The sequence below is a fragment of the Rossellomorea sp. NS-SX7 genome, assembly GCF_052828565.1.
The window spans coordinates 3,174,771-3,196,361 of the sequence record NZ_CM128249.1 but is presented as its reverse complement, the minus strand read 5'-3'; the positions used below and the strand labels follow the sequence as shown (position 1 = coordinate 3,196,361).

Here is a 21,591-nt window from a genome sequence, read left to right as displayed (position 1 = left end):
AATTTAGTAGTAATATGAAAACAACACAGTAAATTTTACTAGTAATTGGAATTTTAAAGTTAGAAATCCCCTGTTCATTTTCTGATAAAGGGCAAATCGGACTATAAAAGCAGAAGATGTCCCTAAAAAAGAAAAAATAGCTTTGACAATTGTCCTAGAACTAGCTATACTGACTTTAGATTAAATAATCTGAAAATATAAAAATTTCAATTACCTTTTAATTGGTAGTTGGAAACATTGGGGGGAACCAACATGGAAAAACGTGCCCAGTTTGGAACACGTGCAGGATTTATCCTGGCTGCAGTAGGGTCTGCTATCGGGTTGGGAAACATTTGGCGTTTTCCGGCGGTAGCATATGAAAATGGTGGTGGAGCATTCTTCATTCCGTATCTTTTTGCTCTTTTGACTGCCGGTATTCCTTTACTTGTATTAGAATTCACGATAGGACATAAGTACCGCGGATCTGCGCCTTTATCCTATTTCCGTATGAACAAGAAGACAGAATGGCTTGGATGGTGGCAGGTACTTGTAGCGTTTGTCATTTCCACCTATTATGCCGTCATCATAGCATGGGCGATGGCTTACAGTGTATTCGCTTTCAACAAAGGCTGGGGAGACGACACGGAAGGATTCTTATTCGGTGAGTATCTGAAGCTTTCAGTAGATCCGGGACAGACCGGAAGCATTGTCGGCGGAGTTTTCATCCCGCTTGTCATCGTTTGGGTGATTACACTTGGTATTCTCTTTAAAGGTGTAAAGAAAGGTATCGAAGTAGCGAACAAGATCTTTATTCCTGCACTTGTTATTTTATTCCTGATCATTGTGGTTCGCGCTTTAACGTTACCAGGGGCACTTGATGGCCTTGATGCATTCTTCAAACCGGATTTCAGTAAGATTGCCGATCCTGGTGTATGGGTCGCTGCATACGGACAGATCTTCTTCAGTTTATCGATTGCATTTGCGATCATGATCACGTACTCAAGTTATCTTCCGAAGAAATCGGATATTACGAATAACGCATTCATCACTGGATTCAGTAACTCTGGATTTGAGCTTCTTGCCGGGATCGGGGTATTCGCGGCACTTGGATTCATGGCTCAAACTCAAGGAGTCGGGGTTCAGGAAGTAGTAAGCGGAGGAGTCGGTCTGGCATTCGTTGTCTTCCCGCAGATCATCAATGAATTCCCTGCGCTGAACGGTCTGTTCGGGTTCCTGTTCTTCGCTTCACTCGTACTGGCGGGATTATCTTCACTTATCTCGATTTCCGAGACTTATGTAGCGGCGATTTCAGAGAAATTCGGCCTTTCCCGTACAAAGGCAGTGGCTTTCGGAGGAGGGCTCTCAGCAGTCATTTCACTTCTGTTTGCAACACAGGGCGGATTATTATTCCTTGATGTTGCGGACTACTTCATCAACCAATTCGGTGTAGCATTCATCGGATTAGTGGAAGTAATCGTAGTGGCATGGTTCTTACGCAAGATCAATACATTCAGAGATCACTCAAACGGTATCTCAGACATCCAGCTTGGCAGCTGGTGGAAGATTTGCCTTGGTGTTATCACACCGGTTGTACTTGGATGGATGATGTTTGGACTATTCAAGATGAACCTTCTTAAAGAATTCGAGACGGAAACAGGGAACTACGGCGGATACTCAGATGCCTTTGTCCTTTACAGCGGCTGGTTCGTCGCGGCCTTCGCCTTGATTGTCGGAGTGGCATTTACCTTTAAACGCTGGCATTCCAAAACAGAAGCTGAAAGCTATAAGGAGGTAAGCTGACATGAGCGGTAGTGCAATCATTATGTTAGTTGTCGGTGTCGTCATCATTTGGGGTGGCCTTGCGGCAAGTATCACTAACGCGGTATCCAAATCTAAAAAAGCATCTTAATATCACTTTTATAAAGAAACAGGCGCTGGATCTTCCATCGTCTGTTTTTTCTTTACTCCGTTAAAGGCCCGTCCCTCATCGCTTTCATGTGATGGAGGGGCGGGCCTTCTGTTATCTTTTTTTGCTTTTGACACGGTCTTGACGTTCCCATTGACGCAAGTGTGGATAGGGATCGAAGGACCATTCTGTCAAACCGTTGTCTTTGTACATACCGTAGTGGAGGTGAGGCGGGAATTTACCGGATGTACCTGGAGGACCGTATCCCGAGCTGCCGACGCCCCCGATCATCATTCCGGGCTCAACCACCTGCCCGACTTTCAGGTCTTTAGAAAAACCGCTGAGATGTGCGAAGTAATGATAGGTATTATTGATATCCCTGATACCGATTCTCCATCCGCCATAGCGATTCCAGCCTTTCATTTCAATAATGCCGTAAGAGGTCGCCCTGACGGGAACACCATAGTCTGCAAACAGGTCCGTTCCTTCATGGATTCGCCGGCCTCCCCATCCGCGTGCATCCCCCCATGTATTACGGTAGCTGTAATTGAATCTGAGCGGGAGAGGGAAAGCTTTATCATTCAGATGAATCGTACCGAAATGCTTGTAGATCTTCGCTTTACCCATTATGATACTGACAGTCTTATCACGTTTGTAATAGTCCCATAAAGCCAGCTTGAAATTATCACGGTCGATTCCGTACTGTAAAATATAATCAGTAAAGGCAGCCAGGATATCTTCATCGCTTTTGATACTTGCCTTACCATCAAGGTCTCCGTCTCTTCCGAAACCGTTGAATAGTGTGATGGTCTTCGGATTTTCATCTTGGAGATTTGGGTTTAAGGGTCCGGCCCATTTCTCGGGATCGACATAGATGGAGATCAAAGAGGAGGGCTTTTCTCTATCTTTACGTGCAAATCGCAAACTGCGCTCGTATTGATCCACAGCCGCAAGATAGTACCAGGGAATATGAGTAAGTGCTTCGCTTTTTTGAAATAATTCCATTCGTTTCGTGTGTATCTGTTCCTCTGACAACTTCTCTTCTGCTTGTATCTGGACAGGACCTATAAGAACAAGGAGTATGGTAAGTGTCAGAACTATTCGTATATACAAGTCAATCCCTCCAACTTATAGTTCTACCTCTAGTTTGTGACGAGCTTTCAGGATTCATAATCATCAATTAATGGTAAAAGAGTAACATGCTTGTTTTCATTTTTTTAGTATGATAAAGTGACAAAAGAAGTATATTGATGATGGCTTTATTTACATAGAATGAACGATCAGTAAGCGTTTCACTCTTTGCCTAAATCAGAAATTGTTAGGATTGGAGATGAGGGGTATGACGAAGAAAGACGAATATGTTCGTAAACCGGAGTGGCTTAAGATCAAGCTGAATACGAACGATAACTATATGGGCTTGAAAAAAATGATGCGCGAAAAAAACCTTCACACAGTTTGTGAAGAGGCAAAATGTCCAAATATCCACGAATGCTGGGGAACAAGAAGAACCGCTACATTTATGATCCTTGGGGATATTTGTACACGTGCCTGCCGTTTTTGTGCAGTAAAAACAGGATTACCGAACGAACTGGATCTTAAAGAGCCGGAACGCGTAGCCGATTCCGTTCAACTAATGAACTTGAAGCACGTTGTCATCACGGCTGTTGCCCGTGATGATCTAAAAGACGGTGGATCGCAGGTATTTGCTGAAACAGTGCGTGCCATCCGTCGTAAAAGTCCATTTACATCCATTGAAGTACTGCCATCCGACATGGGCGGAGTGTTTGATAATATCAAGACACTGATGGATGCAAAACCGGATATCATGAACTACAACATCGAAACCGTACGCCGTTTGACTCCAAGAGTTCGTGCCCGTGCAACATATGACCGTACTCTCGAATTCCTTCGCCGTGCTAAAGAATTGAATCCTGATATTCCGACGAAATCAAGCATCATGGTGGGACTTGGAGAAACGAAGGAAGAGATTCTCGAGACATTCGATGACCTTCGTGCAAATAATGTGGATATCGTTACCCTCGGTCAATATCTGCAGCCAACGAAGAAACACTTGAAAGTACAGAAATACTACCACCCGGATGAATTTGCCGAGCTTCGTGAAGCGGCGATGGAAAAAGGGTTCAGCCACTGTGAAGCAGGACCTCTTGTGCGTTCTTCCTACCATGCTGATGAGCAGGTAAATGCAGCTGCCAAAGCAAAGCAAGAAGCAGGCGAGAAAGAAATGAAACAGCAGGCATAAATGTAGCAAGGACTGACTAATGGAGATGTCTCTCGTAGTCAGTCCTTTTTTAAAGGTTGTTTGAAACGGCTTGTTGTACTTATCAACGGTTTCCAAAGATAAATGCTTAACGAAAAATGCTAGTCCATCATGGTCTCAGAGTTGTCAGTACGCTTTTGTCGTTCTTTATTGATTTGATGGACATCATCTTCATTCATATTCTGTTCGTCAATCATTTCACCGTTGGCATTTTCACCTGCATCAATGTTCTTTCCTTGCGGAGAAGCTTTGAGCATCAGGTTAATCGTATCATCGATGGCAGTATTGACGTTTTTGCTGTCGCTGTCCATCTTTGCAAGATTCTCTACATTCTGCATTAAGTTAGGGTCATCTGTCACATACACATGGTACCAGCGCGGGATGACTGACATGGCCGTTTTCTTCACTTGATCAGCGATATTAAAACGGGCATCCTTGTCTTTTTTATCGGTCTTATAAGAGATCAGCACCTCTTCATCCGTGACAAGGGTAGCACAATCATCCACGTTCGGTATGGCTACGCTCATTTTACTGATGCTGTCGGCAACCTGCTCCCGATCTAAACGATACATATTTTCATTCGAAATGGCTTGTCCCTGCACAGGGCTCTTCTGCTGACGGACAAATCCGAAATCTTCCCCGTTTCGTTTAGAGTCTTTACTGACATTTTCATTGAAAAGTTCTTCCTGATCGTTCACATTGATGGTGTTGCCGTTATCGTGGAACATCTCTTCGTTTGCCTTATCAATCCCGTTGCAGGCAGTACCGAACAATGCAAAACTCAATACCGTCGTTCCGAGAATAAATTTATTCAATTGAAACACCCCCTATTTGTTAGGGTGACCATCTCATTTTATAATTTTTCATAGTAATTAATGGACAATCCGTTATAATTTAAAGTAAGGATAAGGAAGAAAGAGGGTGGATGGAATGATCTGTGTAGGAAATATATGCTATGAAATCGTCGAAGAATTCAGGGACGGATTTAATGAAGAAGCATTCAAAGAGAGATACAGCGATATTTTAAATAAATATGATTATATCCTCGGTGACTGGGGATATGGCCAGCTGCGCCTGAAAGGCTTTTTTGATGATCAGAATCAAAAAGCATCCTTTGACACAAAAGTGAGTACTCATAAGGATTATCTATACGAATACTGCAATTTCGGATGTGCATATTTTCTTATGAAAAAAGTGAATAAGTAAGGGGAAAGGGAACATCTCGTCGTGAAGAGATGTTCCCTTTTTATCATTTATTTTCAGTATAAGGCGGCTCTTCATTTAGTTCCGGATCTGCATGGACCGGATGAGACCCAGGTTCCTGACGGGGGATATCCTGATGAAGGGACTTGTTTTCATAGTTGAATGCACTGTAATATCGCTGCCCCTCTTCCCATTCTGTACTCTTGTTTTCAACCGGTGTATACTTTCCGCGTGGAGATCCATAAGGTCCTTCCGGAAGCGTCTCAGGCACGAGGAAATTACGCTGTGTCTCTACAGTGGAAAAATCGCTGTACACTTCTTCTTCCTTGTCGCGTTGCTCTTTTTTCATATTTTTCTCCCACCTTTCTTAGGTGTAGTATGTGAGAGGTGGGAGAGGTTCATTCAGTGATGTTTACATAATCGTTTCACTTAAAAAGTCACGAAGCTCGGCAGCTTCTTCTTCCGTAAGTTTATAAACACTTTCCAGGTAACCCGGTTCATCCAAGTCATCACGGCCGATGATGGCGAAGCGGCTTCCTTGAAGGTCGAGTACGAGTGATTTTCCATAATAACGATCCGTTTGTGTGATGGCTAAATCATAGCGCTGATTTTCCCCCATAAAACTTACAAATCTGGTTTTTGTCTGTTCCGTATCATCGTATAAATAAAATCGGTCTGTCATCACGATTCCTCCTTACATTCGTCAGCTTTCTCCATCATAACAAACTGGAAAACGATTTGCAGTGAAGACATCACTATATAGACTATTTAAAATTATGTTAAACTATAGAAGGATGTCAATCAGAAGAGGTGAACGGAATGTATTTCGTGGACAGAGAGAAAATAGAGGAAATATTGGTATTTATGAATGATCAATTGAGCATCTTACATAAACAGTCAGGGTGGGATACCACGATAGAAAAGCTCGGTCTTGAAAGGATCGGTCATACCCTTATCGAATCGGTGCTTGATGTGGGAAACAGCATGATTGATGGTTTTATCATGAGAGATCCCGGCAGCTACGAAGATATCATCGATATATTGCTGGATGAAAAGGTCATCAATCAAGAAATGAGCGAAGATTTAAAACGCTTGATTGAACAGCGTAAAGCCCTTGTTCAAGAATATACAAGCGTAGACCATGAAGCTTTACAGCGTATTCTTCATGACGTGCGTTCTACTTTAGAACAATTCCCTGTTCATGTACGCCGTTATTTGGAAAATGAATTGGGACCTGTGTCAGCTTTTAAAAATTAATACAATTCACCAGCGCTTTCTTTATGGAAAGCGTTTTCTATTTGCGTATATATTTCAAAAACAAACTTACATACTAAAAGTATCAAAACGGAGGTACAAAATGAAACAATACAAAGGTTATTTAATCGATTTGGATGGAACGATGTATAGAGGAAAAGAAGTCATCAAGGAAGCAGGAGATTTTATCCGCCGCCTTCAGGAAAAAGGGCTGCCCTATCTGTTTGTAACAAATAATTCATCCCGCCGTCCTGAACAGGTCGCAGAAAAGCTCCAGACGTTCGGCATATCAGCTGAGAAAGAACAAGTATTCACGACGTCAATGGCGACTGCTCAATTCATAGCTGACAAAAAGCCCGGCAGTACAGCCTATGTCATTGGAGAAGAGGGAATCCGTTCAGCACTTGAGGAAAAAGGCATCACCCTGAAAGACGAAAACCCCGATTTTGTCGTGGTAGGGATTGACCGTGGCATCAATTATGAAAAGCTTGCCCTTGCTTGCCTGGGGGTACGGAATGGGGCGACGTTCATTTCAACAAACGGGGATATCGCCATCCCTACAGAAAGAGGATTGCTGCCAGGCAATGGTTCACTGACTTCTGTCGTTACGGTTTCGACCCAGACACAGCCGATCTTCATCGGAAAGCCAGAATCAATCATAATGGAGCAGGCATTAGAGGTTCTCGGGACAGCAAAAGAGGACACATTAATGGTCGGGGATAATTATGATACAGACATAAAAGCCGGAATGAATGCAGGTCTTGATACGCTTCTTGTCCATACAGGAGTTACGACAAAAGAAATCCTGCAGAGGATGGAAGAACAGCCGACCTATACAATTAATACGTTGGATGAGTGGGGTGTATAGAAGAGGAAAAGGTGATGGACATTTAGTCTATCGCCTTTTTTGAAAAAATGGCGATTGGAACATATTTGAATTAGACAAGAACTTTTTATGTAGGTAAAATAAATCAGGGAAATGAAATTTATTTCCTGATTTATTTAAAAAGGGGAGAAGAAAAAGATAAAAGAAAAGAAAAAGAACGGATGACGTTTTAGTGATGTTTTATAGGGTAGAAGGGTAGTAAGGATTTTAAAGTGATCCTGTCCTATTGACTCTGCTAATTGGTGAAAATAAAAAAGGTAGTGTGAAATATGAGTATTACTGAGTTGATTGGTAAAAACATCAGAATGCACAGGCGGGCGAAAGACATTACAATTCAGGAGCTCAGCGAAATAAGCGGATTGACTGTAAATTATATTTCTTTGATTGAAAAAGGGGATGCAAATGCATCAATAAACAAAATTCATGCGATTATCCAAGGCCTGCAGGTTCACTGGATAGACATCATTCCCACCCTAGAAGAAGAGAAAATGCTCAATGCTGTTTCTGAGTCAAGAAAGTGAGGTTTCTTCTGGATATCTCATGCCTGATTAATTGAATAAACTCTTTGTCTAAATGTAATGCATTTGCTTTATTATACGCTTCTAATAAGGATTGATCACTGAGTATCTTAATTTGGACTCACCTCGATCCCTTTTCATTGTTGCGACCAATGGAAAAGGTGGGAATTTTTACAATTCGTGATAGCCTTATATTGTGTATAAGAAGTAATAATTTTACAAAAATAATTACAATTATTACAACTATATTTGTAATTATAGTAAAGATTGTTTTAGCATGCAATAAAAACTTGCTAAAGTACATGAAAATATTGGATAATATTCAGATGAAAAAACAGACACTCGAAAAGAGGTCTGTTTTTCTGTTTCCAGCAATTCTCCAAGACAATTTAGAAGATAGATTTATTCCTGATTTTCATTTCTGTGAGCAAGACGGCTTGACGCTGCAGCTGCAATGGCTCCGACGATATCATCAAGGAAGGTATGGCACTTACCGGATGATTTATCATTTAAATCCTTCAGTATACCGGGTTTCTGTTTATCGATAAAACCGTAGTTTGTAAAGCCGATCGATCCATACACATTCACAATCGAGAAGGCAAGAATTTCATCCACTCCGTATAAACCTTCATCCACTTCCACAATCGATTGCAGGGGCTCTTCAAGCATTTTCTTTTCTGCTAACCGGTCCAATTGAATTCCCGTAAGAATGGCATTCTGAACTTCACGTTTTGTTAACACTCTTTCCACGTTATAAATGCATTCTTCCAGTTCAAGGTCAGGATGGTATTTCTGTTGAAGGTACATGACTAAATTGGCGATGTCTTCAATTTCGACTCCTCTTTCATGGAGCCATCTTCTTGAGGTTTCCTTTAAGATATCCATTGATTTTTTGTCCTTCATCCAATTCACCTTTTCTGTAGTTAAATATTATTCAAGCGACAGAGCCTTGTTTTACTCATATGATACCCTTTTTAAAAATAGACATAATAATAGCTTCTATCCTCATTCTTGCCCATCAGTACAGGGATATATTCCTTGGAAGAATTGTTTTTCAAGTGAAAATGAAATAATTAAGACAGCGGACTTCACGATGAAAGCCGCCTTGCATACAGATAGGAGAGGGTAATATGTCTCATGAGATGTTAGCGAAGCATTTCGGGTTGACCCCTGAACGCGCATTCTTTGACGGTGTGATGGACCGCTACATGGCGGGGGGATTATTATATAGTATTGTTGGCGTTTCAAATGTGGAACAGGAAACATTGGTAGAAATCTATAAATTAACAGAGCATATGAAATCACAAGGGGACCGTTATGTTTCTTCCTTTGTACAGAGTACGGAGGGGCGATATCTAGTAACTGAAAAAAAACAGGACTATGTAGTGGTGCGTAACGAAGAACTGCCTCCGGTTGCTGACGAAAAAGTGGGGAGAAAGCTTGGGAAATTTCATTTTCGCGGCAGGTTGTTCGAAGAGAAGGTGGAGAAAATCAGCAGGATGGGACAGTGGAAAGCATTGTGGGAACGCAGGCTTTCCCAGCTGGAAAAAGCCTACTTCGGAGTGCTCGAGAATCACCCGATCGATGAGTTTGAACGCCTCTTCGTCGAAAGTTATCCTTATTATAATGCATTATCCGAAAACGCCATTCAATATCTTGTCGATACGGAGCTCGATGAAGACCCCAAACCTGAAGATGCAGGCACGATCTGTCACGAACGTTTTCAGCACACGACATGGGGAACCGAGACCTGTATTCATTTTCCGTTTGACTGGGTATTCGATCACGCGAGCCGGGATCTTGCTGAATGGGTGAGGGAACAATACCTCATGAAGAGCCAAACCTTCCATCCCGGAATGCAGGAGTTCCTAAGGGAATACGAAACAGTTGCCCCGCTGTCACCTTTCGGATGGAGACTGTTGTACTCAAGGATATTATTTCCGCTCCATTATTTTGAATGTATCGAAGAATACTATATTTCACAATCCGATCAGCAAAAGAAAACCGCTGAAGATAAACTCGAACGCTACTTGAAAAGCTCCAAGCATTACGAATCATTCCTGTCTGATTTTTACCATTTGTCTGAGGTACCGGTGAAAAAGTGGGGCATTCCATTGGTGGGATGGCTGTAATCCTTCCAACCATCAATGAAAGCCCTTTTATGGTACACTGAAAGGAACCTAATTGAAGGCAGGGGAATTCAATGAAACCATTTATCTTTATCACAAGAAAATTACCTCAGACAGTAATCGAACCGCTGAATCAGGAGTTTCGGGTGGAAATGTGGGAGAAAGAAGATGTGCCGGTTCCAAGAGACATTCTGCTTGAGAAAGCGACCGGGGCATCCGCACTGATCACCATGCTTTCAGATAAAGTGGACACAGAGCTCCTTGAAAATGCCCCGTCCCTGAAGGTGGTGGCAAACCTGGCAGTCGGCTATGATAATATCGATCTCAAAGCTGCGAAGCAAAAAGGAGTGGCCATTTGTAATACTCCGGATGTGCTGACCGATACTACAGCTGACTTAACTTTTTGTTTGTTAATGGCGGCTGCGCGCCGGATTGTCGAGGCAGACCGCTATATTAAAGAAGGAAAATGGAAAAGCTGGTCCCCTCTTCTTCTTGCAGGGACTGACATCCATCATAAAACGATCGGAATCGTCGGGATGGGAAGCATCGGGGAAGCGGTGGCCAAAAGGGCGAAAGGGTTCGATATGAATATTCTTTATCATAATCGTTCAAGGAAGCCTGAAGCGGAAAAAAGTCTGGGCGCCTCCTATGTGTCATTGGATGAGCTTCTGGATCAATCTGATTTTGTAGTCGTCCTTGCCCCTCTTACTGCCGAAACGGAAGGACTGTTCCAAAAAGAACAATTTCTCGCCATGAAAAAATCAGCTTTCTTCATAAATGCTGCCCGTGGACCGATTGTGAATGAAGAGGCGTTGGCAGAAGCACTGGAGACAGGTGAAATCGCGGGGGCGGGGCTGGATGTTTTTACGAATGAACCAATAAGTTCTGAACATCCGCTGCTTTCATTTGACAATGTAGTTGCATTGCCTCACATCGCCAGCTCCTCTACGGAAACCCGCATCGGGATGATGAATCTCTGTGTACAGAACATCCATGCCGTTTTAAATGGGGACAAGCCCAAGACTGAGGTATAATAAAGGACAAAAAACACGCATGACGTCATGCGTGTTTTTAACTGCCCTTCATGAAAAAACAAGGTCTTTTTCAACAGCCAGGAAATAAGGTGCCAGCGACTGGCGCTCAATCTTTTCAAGGAAAGAAGCCGGCACATCCGGCAAGACACTCCGGGCAAATTCCCATGCATTTTGTTCGATGCGCAGCATCAACCGGTTTTTTTCCGGCTCACCAGCGTAATCCAGACTGTCAGCTAATTCCTCAAGCTCCTCATCATGTGCATGCCCAAGTTCATGCGCAAACACGACTTTAAAATAATCAGATAAACATTCACCTTCAGGAAACAGGCGTAGACATTGCTCAGTGACATCATCCGTGAACATGGTGATGGAGTTTGTGCTCATGCTGTACTTCCCTCCCACAAGACGACTGCCGGGAAAAGCATCCTCCAATATCACCTTTACGTCAGAATCCAAACGGCCTGCCATCTCACCAACAATTTGTTGAAATATCTCTTTAGTCAATCCTTTTCCTTCTCCCCCTAAAATAAAAACCTTCGTCATTGTAAGATATATATGGGCAAAAAGGAAACAGCATTCTTAAAAAAAGTTGATGGAATAAATTCCATTTATTGTTATATTAAGGTTCTTACGGAAGTGGGAATGGAACTTCTCGACATAAAAAAGATGACTCAAATTCTTGAGTCATCCGGTAAGTTTAATTAAAATACTTGCTCTACTTCAACGATCCCTGGTACTTCTTCGACTAGCGCACGTTCAATACCAGCTTTAAGAGTGATTGTTGAACTTGGGCAGCTTCCGCAAGCGCCTAACAGGCGAAGCTTCACGATACCATCTTCCACGTCCACCAGTTCACAGTCCCCGCCATCGCGAAGTAGGAACGGACGTAATTTATCTAGTACTTCCTGTACGGAATCAAATTGTGCTTGATCAGCCATCATTATCTACTCCTTTCCTTACTCTCTATTATAATGACATATCTGTAAAAAATCTATCAACCCGCAAACAATTGGGAATTTCTTTTTTTGTTGTTTACAGTTTTTAACACCGATTTTGATTTCCGTGCAAGACTTCGCTTTCCGCGGGCGGCCTATTACTTAAAAAAAGAAATTTCTATATACATATTTTACAGTTTGAAATCCAGCCATTTTTGTTCCCACTTTAATGATTTTTTTGTAGAATGATTGTATGAGGGGAAATAAAGGGGGAGAAGAGAAGTATGGAGCGTAAACCAGTTGAAATCCATGTATACGGCGCTGAGGTGCTTTGCCCGAGCTGCGTGAATCTGCCATCATCGAAAGAAACGTATGAATGGCTCGAAGCGGCAGTCGGTCGTAAATACCCGCAACAGCCGTTTACAATCAAATATATAGACATCTACAATCCACCTGAAGACGAAGCCATCAAAAGCTTCGCGTCGAAAGTGATCGAAGAGGATATGTTCTATCCAATCGTCCTATTGGAAGGCACAGTCGTTGGAGAAGGGAATCCGCGTCTGAAGACGATTTATTCTGAGCTTGAGAAGCATGGCTATAAAGCGGTATAGCAATTGAATAATAGCTAAAAAAGACTTTTCCGTTGGAGGGGTCTTTTTTGATTATTCGATAACAAAAAAAGAAACCGCTAGTAAAAGGCGGTTTCTTCATACAATCATCCATTATGATATTTATACATCCATAAAACGCCTGATTTCAGTAATCGGGCGACGCGGCCAGTAATGGAACGCTCATTCACCAATCCGAATCCGTGCTTTTTACCAAGTGATCCGAGGATACCTTTTAGTTTGATTTTAGGCAGCTCTTCAGGAAGCGGTTCGTTCTTCCAGCGTTTTAAAAGGATCTGCACGATCTGTTCAGCCTGTCCTTCGGCTAACTGCGCACTTGGAGCTTGCGGAAGGCTCGCACAGTCCCCGACAACATATACATGTTCATCGTCCGGAAGGTTATGATATTTTGAAATCACAACACGTCCGCTTGAGTCTTTCTCGGCATCCATTTCACGTACTACACGTGTAGGCTGGATCCCGGCTGTCCAAACGATGGCATCGCAATAGATTTGTTCTTCGTGGTTATGAAGCGTATTAGGCTCCACTTTCGTGATATTGGAATTATTGACGATTTCAACATTGTTCTCTTCAAACCAGCCGTGGACATAGGAGCTTAATCGTTCCGGAAAGGCATTCAGAATACGGGTTCCACGGTCAAAAAGCTTGATCTTTAAATCGGAACGGCTTTCGCGCAGCTCACTGGCAAGCTCGATCCCGCTTAGTCCGGCACCGACGATTCCGACGATTGAGCCAGCTGGAAGGTTATTCAGTGTCTGATATGTTTTGCGGGACTTATCAATTGTTTGGATGCTGTAAGTGAATTCATCCGCACCTGGGACATTATGATATTTGTCCTCACAGCCAAGACCGATGACAAGGTCATCGTATGGTACTGCATCCTGATCTTGAAGCTGTACCAGTTTATTCTTTGTATCAATCTTTGAAATCTCACCGTACACATAGGATAAACGTGCATGTTCCGGGAATGATACGCGTACATGATGATCGGATATCGTTCCGGCCGCCAGAGCATAATATTCTGTTTTCAGGCTGTGGTATGGGTTGCGGTCAATTAATGTAATGGACACATCTTCCGGGAGTTGGTTCGGTAACAAGCGAAGAAGCACGCGCATATTGCCATATCCTCCGCCAAGCAGCACTAATTGTTTCATGATAATTTCCCCTTTTTGGCTCTCTGCAATTTTGTCGAAATGGTGTGTTTATATAACATTCTCTACAAGGTAGAGGAAAAAGGACAACAGTCCTGAAAAGTAAGCATTTTCAATATGATTCATAATTAGACGGTTTATTCAATAAGTAAACCTATTAACATTAAAAGTATATCGAAATAACCTCGTTTTCACAACAGAAATAAGGGAAATTGTTCACAATCTGTTATACGAATATACAAAGCGCCAAGATTGACGATAATCTCAAAAAAAGGTAGCATTACAAAGAGTAGTGAGGTGATGGAATTGCAGCCAATTATAGAATTTTGTATCAGTAACTTAGCAAGTGGTGCTCAAAAAGCACTTGAAATATTAGAAAGAGATCCGAACCTCGATGTCATAGAGTACGGTTGTTTAGGCTACTGCGGAAAATGCGCTTCATCTTTTTACGCATTAGTGAACGGAGAGCCTGTTGAAGGAGATACTCCTGAAGAATTGGTGGAAAATATCTATCGGTTCTTAGAAGAAAATCCAATGTTTTGATTGCAAAAGCTGATCTTAGGATCGGCTTTTTTATATGTTTAAGGAAGGAAATGGGAATGTTTTGGTGAAATGGTAAAGTGACGATTAGAGAGGGTGAGAAGATGAGTGTTTTTCTGGGGGTCATGCAAACCAATCTTTATGTGAACGATATTGAAGCTGCGAAGAATTGGTACAGAGATGTACTGCAAGTAAGCATAGAAAAGGATTATGGAACGACAGTTGTGCTTTCATTTGGCAACGAGTCCCGCTTAGGGACCCTTTGTTTAATTCAAGACAAAAAAGCAGCGGGTGAAAGACAATCAACTTATCCGGTGCTGCAAATATCCCAGGAATACAAGGATATCCTTTATGAAAAGCTGCGTGAAAAGAAGGTGAAAGTAGAAGAAAACCCGGCTCACACCAGTCATTTTAAGTTTTATGATTGTGATGGTAACATCCTGGAGGCATATTGTCCTGGTATTTATGAAGAAAGCTAGAGTATTTTACTCCAGCTTTCTTTTTTTGCTGCGCTATTTTCAGATACTAATTAGTATTTTCAAGCAAGGTGATTCTGCTTTTGCTCCTTGAAGCTCTCCCTCATTTCATACCATCGTTCCTTTGCCATTTCCACAATCTTCGGCTCGGTTGACAGGTGTTGTTTTTCAATCACCTTGGACAGGTACTTCACGGCTTCTTCAACTTTATCCTGACGGCGGAGCAGTTCGGCGATGAGGTATAGAAGCTTCGTTTCTGACATTGCCGTCCCTTTAAAGTCATCGTTCAAGTAAGATTCGATGTATTCATGAGTGGCAAGATTAATGAATCTTCTTTCAGATTCTTCTTGATTTATTTTCCGGTAGAGCCAGGCTGTCCGCAAATAAAGCCCCGCGATCGTAATCTTCTTTTCTTTTTTGATCAGCGCACAATAAGCAGCGAGTTTGTACGTTTTGATCGCCTCATCCATAGAACGGATGTGGCCGTAATCCTGAGGCTGCCAGTGACGGCTTATTTTCTTTTCCAAGTCTGTTTTTAAAACCGGAACGATATACTTGGTGAATTCATCAGTGAAGGAAAATCCGCATTGAGGGCAGACGGATACATTGTAGAGTAAAGGGTTGAGTTCGTCAGAGACATAGACAGGACAGAAATCGCTTTCAAGACTTTGGACTTTGACGAAACGGGAGCGGATTTTAGTAGTGGAATAGGAATGTTTACAAGCAAGGCACTGGACTCTTTTATCATAAAAGGGGGTTACTTCAGTCATCATTCTCACCTCGATTTAGGGACTATTTTCCTTATTATACCTTGATAAAGGAGTATTGGACTAGTATTTTTTGTGATGTTTTCAAAAAATTCAGGACTTTAGGCTATCCTGGGGGGCGGGGTTCGGTGCGTTGTTCAGGTGACAGGTTTTGAGCCAGGCACAAATGAACTGTTTTGAGCCAGGCACAAAAGGTCTGATTTGAGCCAGGCACAAATGAACTGTTTTGAGCCAGGCACAAAAGGTCTGATTTGAGCCAGGCACAATATCCCCAATCGAGCCAGGCTCAGAAACAAGATTGCAAAAGAATGATACCATTCCTAAATCTTTTTGCATCATAACCGGAACCCCTTCAAATGACTCTTTATGAAAGTCAAAGTCAGTCACATAGTTCCCCTCGGTTGAGTAGTAAAATAGAAAGGAGTATACTAATAAGTAAGAATAGAAAAGGTTGGAGGTGTAGTGAATGAGTGAAATTGTGAATCTAACCGAAGCTGCTGCCCTTCAGATTAAAGATATGATGAAGGAGCATGACGAAACGGATGCCATGCTGCGAATCGCGGTAAAAGGGGGCGGCTGCAGCGGTCTTTCATATGGAATGGGCTTTGAACATGAGCTGCAGGAAGATGATGAAGTGCTTGAACAGTACGGGATCAAGCTTGTTGTGGCCAAAGAGGATGGAGTCATTCTGAACGGAACAAAAATTGATTACAAGCAGTCCATGATGGGCGGAGGCTTTACGATCGAAAATCCGAACGCCATCGCGTCATGCGGGTGTGGTTCATCGTTCGTGACAGCGACGAATAAAGGGACGCCGGAGAACTGCTAAAAGATAAATGAAAGAGGGACCAGCGCTGAATAAGGCTGGTCCCTCTTTGTTTATACTTTCTTTATTGCATCTTTTACCGGAGTCTCTCCATTCAATATTTCAAACACCTTGTGACTTGTTTCTAAAGTAGTCAAGGATTCCACTAGCACTTTTGCTACGTCCGCACGCGAGATGCTGCCGCTCTTATCGGCTATGGACCGCTCTGCGATGATATTTCCTGTCGCATCATCAAAGGTCAAAGCACCTGGACGGACAATCGTATAGTTCAAGCCGCTTTCTTGAAGATGAGCATCCGCTTCGTGCTTTGCCTTTAAGTAAACGTGCATTCCTTCAGGGGCGTTCTCCGGCTGATCAGCTCCCATCGAACTCAGCATGATAAATCGTTCGATTCCTTTTAGCTTGGCATAGTCGACCGCTTTTTTTGCTGCTTCCTGATCGATCGCGATGGTTTTATCGTCGCCTGTTTTACTCCCGCTACCCGCAGCAAAGATGACAGCATTAACATTTTCGAGGGCATATGAAAAATCCTGTTCTAGATCTGCAACGATCGGTCTGGCGCCGAGAACTTCCATATCTTTTGCTTGTTCGGATTTACGGATCATGGCTTTTGCGAAGTGCTGGGTACTGTTTACTAGCTCTTCTATAATGAGGCGGCCGGTATGTCCATTTGCTCCAATAACAAGTACATTCATCTTATCTCAACATCCTTTTTTAAGTAGTTTCCTTTATTATTGGTCTACCCATTACTTGAGAAAATAAACAGGGCCCTATTTTGTTTCCGGTTGTGAAATGGAAAAGATCTTACAGATAAAAAAAAGAGACCCGGGAATCGCCCCGGGCCACCTTATCTATTAATCAATCTGTAAACATGGATGTACTGTGCATCGGCTGGACTCTTGCTTTCGGGTCCATGTAGGCTTTTGCATTGTTGACGGCTGTAGGGGCTTCACCGAACCCGCTGGCAATCAGTTTTACTTTTCCGTCATAGGTGGAGATATCTCCAGCTGCATAGATGCCTTCTATATTCGTTTCCATCCTTGAATTGACGACGATTGAATTTTTCTCGATATCAAGTCCCCAATCTTTGATAGGTCCGAGCGAAGAGACAAATCCGAAGTTGACGATCAGCTCGTCGATATCCAGGATTTCTTTTTCATCTCCGCGGACTTCTTCCAAAATGATCTGATGAACCTTTGACTCATCGCCGACAATTTCTGCAGGTACAAAAGGAGTCTTAAGCTCGACTGAGGAATTGTGGAGATTTTCCACACTGTGCTCGTGGGCTCTGAACTTATCCCTGCGATGGATCAGGTAAACTTTTTCAGCAATCGGTTCGAGCATGAGTGCCCAATCGACCGCGGAATCACCGCCGCCGCAAATCGCCACTTTTTTACCTCTGAACTGCTCCATGTTATCGACGAAATAATGAAGGTTTTTGCCTTCATATTGAGAAGCGTTTTCGAGCTCGAGCCGTCTCGGCTGGAATGCACCGTTCCCTGCTGTGATGATGATGGTCCTTGAATAGTGAACTTCTTTATCAGTTGAAAGTTTAAAGCAGCCGTCTCCTTGCTTTTCAACATTTTCCACGGCCTGCTCCAGGCATATGGTCGTTTCGAACTTGGCCATTTGTTCCTTCAGGTTATTGACAAGGTCCTGAGCCTTTACCTTTGGGAAACCTGCCACATCGTATATGTATTTTTCAGGATAAAGGGTGGATAACTGGCCGCCCAATTGCGGCAGACTTTCGATGATCTTTACTGAAGCTTTTCTCATCCCGCCATAGAAAGCCGTGAATAACCCTGTTGGGCCGCCTCCTATGATCGTTATATCATAAACCTTTTGATCTTCCTTCAAGTAAATCCCTCCCAAAATAAGATACATCATATTAATTTATTCTATCATAGAGGAATCAATCCTTCCCAAAATTTAGATTGTTCATTTGAATAGTCTGTTTTTGGATGATGAGTGCAGTTGCGGGAAGCGGAGGCTTCGTGTCAAGACGAGGAAAATTCGACAAGTGGCGCAATTATTTGGATTCCGGCGTAATTATCTTATAAGTGACGCAATTGCTTGGATTCCGGCGCAGTTATTATAAAAGTGGCGCAATAGTTTGGATTCCGGCGCAATTATCGTAAAAGTGACGTAATTAGCAGGATTAAGCGCAATGATTTCTGAAAGCGGCTCAATTAATTCCCAAAATAACTAATAGATGACTACTTCCAAAGAGAGAAATTAATCAACTTTAATAAAGCTTCTATACTATTGGGTGAATTTGAACAGTTTTGAAGCCAAGTCACCTGAAAAAACAGAAAAAGAACCAGTGGAAGAGTAAGATTTCATTTTATATTTCCATCATCTATTGCAGTGGAATTCAATGCCTGAAAACATAGTTTCCATTACATTCTTCCTTTATTACTCAATGAAAAGAACTATTATCCAAATGAACTATTGTCGCAATTTTCCCAAGAATGATTATTTATCTTGAATACCTTGAAAAGATGGGGTAAAAAGAATATTATGTAATGTAGGCATATTGTTAAGAATTTATGACAATTTTCGCGGTATGCATTCGTACGTGAAAGATGTCACATACTTATTATTTGTTTTTATACTATTTATACAGTACTCTCTTTTCATTTGAAAAGGATCATCCCGAATGATTTGTTTTAAATTCCGCTTTTACGGGGAATGAGATAGTAGCAGAGCAGATTGACGGGATAAAAAAGGCCGATGTGGAGGACTCTAAGAGTATCCGACGCAAATTCAATCAAAAAGGTGGATGTGATTCAGTTGAGAAAGCCAAGAATCGTTGTTTTAGGTGCAGGTTATGGCGGGCTTATGACAGTAACTCGTCTTCAAAAGCAATTAGGTACGAATGAAGCGGAAGTCATCCTTATTAATAAGAATGACTACCACTATGAGACAACATGGTTGCATGAAGCTTCTGCAGGGACTCTTCATCACGATCGTGTACGTTATGACGTTAAGGATGTTGTAAACACAAGCAAGGTGAACTTCCTTCAGGCAAGTGTTGAAGATATTAAAGTGGAAGAAAAGAAAGTCATCACAAGTGAAGGTGAAGTAGAATTCGATTACCTGGTCATCGCACTAGGTGCAGAATCCGAGACTTTCGGTATCCAAGGCTTACATGAGCATGCTTTCATGATTTCAAACATAAACACAGCTCGTCAAATCCGTGAGCATATTGAACTTCAATTTGCTACGTATAAGAACGAAGAAGAGAAAAATGATGAGCGCCTTACAATCGTAGTGGGTGGAGCTGGCTTCACCGGCATCGAGTTCCTTGGTGAACTTGGAAACCGTGTTCCTGAACTTTGCAAAGAATACGATATCGACCGTTCAAAAGTACGTATCGTATGTGTAGAGGCAGCTCCAATGATCCTTCCAGGCTTCGACCCTGAGCTTGTGAAATACGCGCGTGCCGCTCTTGAGAAAAAAGGCGTGGAATTCCACATCGGAACTCCGCTTAAAGAAGCAAAAGAAGGCAGCGTATTCATCGCAAAAGGTGAAGATGAAGTAGAAGAAATCAAGGCTGGTACAATCGTATGGGCAGCCGGTGTCCGCGGTAACCGTATCATTGAAAAAGCAGGCATTGAAAACATGCGTGCACGCGTTAAGATCAACAAAGATCTTCGTGCTCCAGGACATGAAAACATCTTCGTCATCGGTGACTGTTCATTGATGATCAACGAAGAAACAGAACGTCCATACCCACCGACTGCACAAATCGCAATGCAGCAAGGTGAAGTATGTGCACGTAACATCGCAGCTCTTCTGCATGGAAAAGATCATCTGGAAGAATTCACTCCAGATATCAAAGGTACTGTATGTTCACTTGGTGAAGACGACGCAATCGGTGTTGTGTACGGCAAGAAAATTACAGGTACAAAGGCATCATTCATGAAGAAGGTAGTAGACAACCGTGCGCTGTACATGGTTGGCGGACCATCACTTGTATTCAAAAAGGGTAAATTCAAGTTCTTTTAAGATGGATAGTAATTGATAAGCAGAGTGGAATGTACATTCCACTCTGTTTTTTTGTGAGTGAAAAAGGTTAGGGTTTTGTCGAATTTTGAAGAATGGCAGATATATTGGAATTTTGGCAGATAAAAAATTTTTTTGGCAGATAAAACGAAATAATGGAAGATAAATTGAATTTTTGGCAGATAAAACAAAAATACAGCAGATATCCAAATCATCCTCAATAAACGCCCTTAAAGAACAGTTAGAACGCCAACCTGCACATAGACCTTCCTTCCTAAAAATCCTCTCATGACTTTTCTATCTTCCCATCCTGTAGTACCTTAAAGGAAAGAGTATTTATAGAAGAGGAGGAGTAGGTTGAAAAGGGGAAAGGTGTGGCTGGCTGTTGCCGGACTTGTTATAGATAAAGATGGAAACTGGCTTGTTGTAAAGAAAAGATATGGCGGATTGAAAGGTATGTGGTCGCTGCCGGCCGGATTCGTCGATGAAGGCGAAACGGTCGATGAAGCTGTTCTTCGCGAGGTTAAAGAGGAAACAGGCCTCACGACCACTGTCAATGGAATCATCGGGGTACGTACAGGTGTGATTGGAAATGAAATCAGTGATAATATGATCATTTTTCATCTGAATCATATCGATTCGGATGTGTTAAAAATAGAGAAAAGCGAACTGTTCGATGTGCAATGGAAATCCCCCCATGCACTGATGGTGGATGGAAAAACATCCGTCATGATCCATGAGATGCTGAAGCAGGGTGATTTATTCCAGCGCCATCAGGCCATTGAAGGATTGGATCCGGGTGAGCAGTTTGGATATACGAGTTATAAATTATTTATGTGATTCATGCAGGAAGGGCGTCAGATACAGAGTGTATTTGATGCCCTTTTTCCGTGATTCTCATTTCTTTTCCACCCCCATCATCCCCATACTCGGTCCTTCCTCCGGGGCAATCAAAACAAAGTGTCATCATTTATTTAAAAATTCAGTAAATTTTATGAAAAAGGGAGATATTGAAAGATAATATGGAATGTATTCGCTTTCTTAGAGGTACATCCTCTAATATGTCCCTTTT

The 21,591-nt window shown here is 42.3% G+C and carries 28 protein-coding genes; 15 read left to right on the top strand and 13 right to left on the bottom strand.

Annotation, left to right across the window (positions count from 1 at the left end; all coding sequences use genetic code 11):
- The first annotated feature begins 252 nt into the window (after positions 1-252).
- Positions 253-1,779, top strand: a complete 1,527-nt coding sequence (locus ACUXV2_RS16010) for a sodium-dependent transporter (protein WP_446244145.1) — start codon at positions 253-255, stop codon at positions 1,777-1,779.
- 1 nt (position 1,780) lies between these two features.
- On the top strand, positions 1,781-1,888 hold the full coding sequence (locus ACUXV2_RS16005) for a methionine/alanine import family NSS transporter small subunit (protein WP_224876331.1): 108 nt from the start codon (positions 1,781-1,783) through the stop codon (positions 1,886-1,888).
- Positions 1,889-1,999: 111 nt separating this feature from the next.
- Here the strand turns inward: ACUXV2_RS16005 and ACUXV2_RS16000 are convergent, their stop codons facing one another.
- Positions 2,000-2,992, bottom strand: a complete 993-nt coding sequence (locus ACUXV2_RS16000; protein WP_446247096.1) for a peptidoglycan DD-metalloendopeptidase family protein — start codon at positions 2,990-2,992, stop codon at positions 2,000-2,002.
- A 232-nt stretch (positions 2,993-3,224) separates the two neighbouring features.
- Here ACUXV2_RS16000 and lipA point away from each other — a divergent pair, with 232 nt between their 5' ends.
- Entirely contained in the window at positions 3,225-4,145 is a 921-nt protein-coding gene (lipA, locus tag ACUXV2_RS15995) for a lipoyl synthase (protein ID WP_446244144.1), read from the top strand.
- 119 nt (positions 4,146-4,264) lie between these two features.
- Here lipA and ACUXV2_RS15990 read toward each other — a convergent pair whose 3' ends face one another.
- Positions 4,265-4,987, bottom strand: a complete 723-nt coding sequence (locus tag ACUXV2_RS15990) for a YhcN/YlaJ family sporulation lipoprotein (protein ID WP_446244143.1) — start codon at positions 4,985-4,987, stop codon at positions 4,265-4,267.
- 106 nt (positions 4,988-5,093) lie between these two features.
- On the opposite strand from ACUXV2_RS15990, the gene ACUXV2_RS15985 reads away from it, so the two are divergent.
- Positions 5,094-5,369 (top strand): YutD family protein, encoded by a 276-nt coding sequence (locus ACUXV2_RS15985; protein ID WP_446247095.1) that lies wholly within the window; start codon positions 5,094-5,096, stop codon positions 5,367-5,369.
- A gap of 43 nt (positions 5,370-5,412) precedes the next feature.
- Here ACUXV2_RS15985 and ACUXV2_RS15980 read toward each other — a convergent pair whose 3' ends face one another.
- Positions 5,413-5,715, bottom strand: coding sequence for a cytosolic protein (locus ACUXV2_RS15980; protein WP_446244142.1), 303 nt, complete (start codon positions 5,713-5,715; stop codon positions 5,413-5,415).
- A gap of 63 nt (positions 5,716-5,778) precedes the next feature.
- Positions 5,779-6,048, bottom strand: a complete 270-nt coding sequence (locus ACUXV2_RS15975; protein WP_175990464.1) for a DUF3055 domain-containing protein — start codon at positions 6,046-6,048, stop codon at positions 5,779-5,781.
- Between the two features lie 137 nt (positions 6,049-6,185).
- Here ACUXV2_RS15975 and ACUXV2_RS15970 point away from each other — a divergent pair, with 137 nt between their 5' ends.
- The 3 genes from ACUXV2_RS15970 to ACUXV2_RS15960 all read left to right on the top strand — a co-directional run bounded on the left by ACUXV2_RS15970 (position 6,186) and on the right by ACUXV2_RS15960 (position 8,027).
- Positions 6,186-6,623: a DUF86 domain-containing protein gene (locus ACUXV2_RS15970; RefSeq protein WP_446244141.1), complete on the top strand. Its 438-nt coding sequence runs from the start codon at positions 6,186-6,188 to the stop codon at positions 6,621-6,623.
- A 100-nt stretch (positions 6,624-6,723) separates the two neighbouring features.
- Complete coding sequence (locus ACUXV2_RS15965; RefSeq protein WP_446244140.1) at positions 6,724-7,488, top strand: TIGR01457 family HAD-type hydrolase; 765 nt, start codon at positions 6,724-6,726, stop codon at positions 7,486-7,488.
- 287 nt (positions 7,489-7,775) lie between these two features.
- Positions 7,776-8,027 carry a helix-turn-helix domain-containing protein gene (locus ACUXV2_RS15960; protein ID WP_446244139.1) on the top strand — a complete coding sequence of 84 codons (252 nt, stop codon included), beginning with the start codon at positions 7,776-7,778 and terminating at the stop codon, positions 8,025-8,027.
- Here ACUXV2_RS15960 and ACUXV2_RS15955 read toward each other — a convergent pair.
- Positions 7,999-8,133, bottom strand: coding sequence for a sporulation histidine kinase inhibitor Sda (locus tag ACUXV2_RS15955; RefSeq protein ID WP_446247094.1), 135 nt, complete (start codon positions 8,131-8,133; stop codon positions 7,999-8,001). The genes ACUXV2_RS15960 and ACUXV2_RS15955 overlap by 29 nt on opposite strands.
- A 293-nt stretch (positions 8,134-8,426) precedes the next feature.
- Positions 8,427-8,927 carry a phosphatidylglycerophosphatase A family protein gene (locus ACUXV2_RS15950; protein ID WP_446244138.1) on the bottom strand — a complete coding sequence of 167 codons (501 nt, stop codon included), beginning with the start codon at positions 8,925-8,927 and terminating at the stop codon, positions 8,427-8,429.
- A gap of 227 nt (positions 8,928-9,154) precedes the next feature.
- Between ACUXV2_RS15950 and yutH the strand changes: the two genes are divergently transcribed.
- Both yutH and ACUXV2_RS15940 read left to right on the top strand, forming a co-directional pair.
- Positions 9,155-10,156: a spore coat putative kinase YutH gene (gene yutH / locus ACUXV2_RS15945; protein WP_446244137.1), complete on the top strand. Its 1,002-nt coding sequence runs from the start codon at positions 9,155-9,157 to the stop codon at positions 10,154-10,156.
- A 71-nt stretch (positions 10,157-10,227) separates the two neighbouring features.
- On the top strand, positions 10,228-11,187 hold the full coding sequence (locus ACUXV2_RS15940; protein ID WP_446244136.1) for a 2-hydroxyacid dehydrogenase: 960 nt from the start codon (positions 10,228-10,230) through the stop codon (positions 11,185-11,187).
- Between the two features lie 48 nt (positions 11,188-11,235).
- On the opposite strand, the gene ACUXV2_RS15935 is transcribed toward ACUXV2_RS15940, so the two are convergent.
- Positions 11,236-11,691 (bottom strand): hypothetical protein, encoded by a 456-nt coding sequence (locus tag ACUXV2_RS15935; RefSeq protein WP_446244135.1) that lies wholly within the window; start codon positions 11,689-11,691, stop codon positions 11,236-11,238.
- Positions 11,692-11,888: 197 nt separating this feature from the next.
- Positions 11,889-12,125: a NifU family protein gene (locus tag ACUXV2_RS15930; protein WP_032086472.1), complete on the bottom strand. Its 237-nt coding sequence runs from the start codon at positions 12,123-12,125 to the stop codon at positions 11,889-11,891.
- Between the two features lie 281 nt (positions 12,126-12,406).
- On the opposite strand from ACUXV2_RS15930, the gene ACUXV2_RS15925 reads away from it, so the two are divergent.
- Positions 12,407-12,733 (top strand): YuzD family protein, encoded by a 327-nt coding sequence (locus tag ACUXV2_RS15925; RefSeq protein ID WP_446244134.1) that lies wholly within the window; start codon positions 12,407-12,409, stop codon positions 12,731-12,733.
- Between the two features lie 104 nt (positions 12,734-12,837).
- On the opposite strand, the gene ACUXV2_RS15920 is transcribed toward ACUXV2_RS15925, so the two are convergent.
- Entirely contained in the window at positions 12,838-13,905 is a 1,068-nt protein-coding gene (locus ACUXV2_RS15920) for an NAD(P)/FAD-dependent oxidoreductase (RefSeq protein WP_446244133.1), read from the bottom strand.
- A gap of 297 nt (positions 13,906-14,202) precedes the next feature.
- Here ACUXV2_RS15920 and ACUXV2_RS15915 point away from each other — a divergent pair, with 297 nt between their 5' ends.
- Together ACUXV2_RS15915 and ACUXV2_RS15910 are read left to right on the top strand one after the other, a co-directional pair.
- A complete protein-coding gene (locus ACUXV2_RS15915; RefSeq protein ID WP_446244132.1) occupies positions 14,203-14,445 on the top strand; it encodes a YuzB family protein in 243 nt (80 codons plus the stop codon).
- A gap of 101 nt (positions 14,446-14,546) precedes the next feature.
- Positions 14,547-14,921: a VOC family protein gene (locus ACUXV2_RS15910; RefSeq protein WP_446244131.1), complete on the top strand. Its 375-nt coding sequence runs from the start codon at positions 14,547-14,549 to the stop codon at positions 14,919-14,921.
- 59 nt (positions 14,922-14,980) lie between these two features.
- On the opposite strand, the gene ACUXV2_RS15905 is transcribed toward ACUXV2_RS15910, so the two are convergent.
- Together ACUXV2_RS15905 and ACUXV2_RS15900 are read right to left on the bottom strand one after the other, a co-directional pair.
- Positions 14,981-15,688 (bottom strand): DUF2225 domain-containing protein, encoded by a 708-nt coding sequence (locus ACUXV2_RS15905; RefSeq protein WP_446244130.1) that lies wholly within the window; start codon positions 15,686-15,688, stop codon positions 14,981-14,983.
- A gap of 90 nt (positions 15,689-15,778) precedes the next feature.
- The gene (locus tag ACUXV2_RS15900) at positions 15,779-16,024 is read right to left on the bottom strand and encodes a hypothetical protein (protein WP_446244129.1); all 246 of its coding nucleotides are present in this window, start codon (positions 16,022-16,024) and stop codon (positions 15,779-15,781) included.
- Positions 16,025-16,151: 127 nt separating this feature from the next.
- On the opposite strand from ACUXV2_RS15900, the gene ACUXV2_RS15895 reads away from it, so the two are divergent.
- Positions 16,152-16,514 carry a HesB/IscA family protein gene (locus tag ACUXV2_RS15895; protein ID WP_446244128.1) on the top strand — a complete coding sequence of 121 codons (363 nt, stop codon included), beginning with the start codon at positions 16,152-16,154 and terminating at the stop codon, positions 16,512-16,514.
- 50 nt (positions 16,515-16,564) lie between these two features.
- On the opposite strand, the gene ACUXV2_RS15890 is transcribed toward ACUXV2_RS15895, so the two are convergent.
- Both ACUXV2_RS15890 and yumC read right to left on the bottom strand, forming a co-directional pair.
- Entirely contained in the window at positions 16,565-17,206 is a 642-nt protein-coding gene (locus ACUXV2_RS15890; RefSeq protein ID WP_446244127.1) for an SDR family oxidoreductase, read from the bottom strand.
- 163 nt (positions 17,207-17,369) lie between these two features.
- Positions 17,370-18,368 (bottom strand): ferredoxin--NADP reductase 2, encoded by a 999-nt coding sequence (yumC, locus tag ACUXV2_RS15885; protein ID WP_446244126.1) that lies wholly within the window; start codon positions 18,366-18,368, stop codon positions 17,370-17,372.
- 936 nt (positions 18,369-19,304) lie between these two features.
- Here yumC and ACUXV2_RS15880 point away from each other — a divergent pair.
- Together ACUXV2_RS15880 and ACUXV2_RS15875 are read left to right on the top strand one after the other, a co-directional pair.
- Positions 19,305-20,522: an NAD(P)/FAD-dependent oxidoreductase gene (locus ACUXV2_RS15880; protein WP_446244125.1), complete on the top strand. Its 1,218-nt coding sequence runs from the start codon at positions 19,305-19,307 to the stop codon at positions 20,520-20,522.
- Positions 20,523-20,876: 354 nt separating this feature from the next.
- Positions 20,877-21,359 carry an NUDIX domain-containing protein gene (locus tag ACUXV2_RS15875; RefSeq protein ID WP_446244124.1) on the top strand — a complete coding sequence of 161 codons (483 nt, stop codon included), beginning with the start codon at positions 20,877-20,879 and terminating at the stop codon, positions 21,357-21,359.
- Positions 21,360-21,591: the final 232 nt, after the last annotated feature.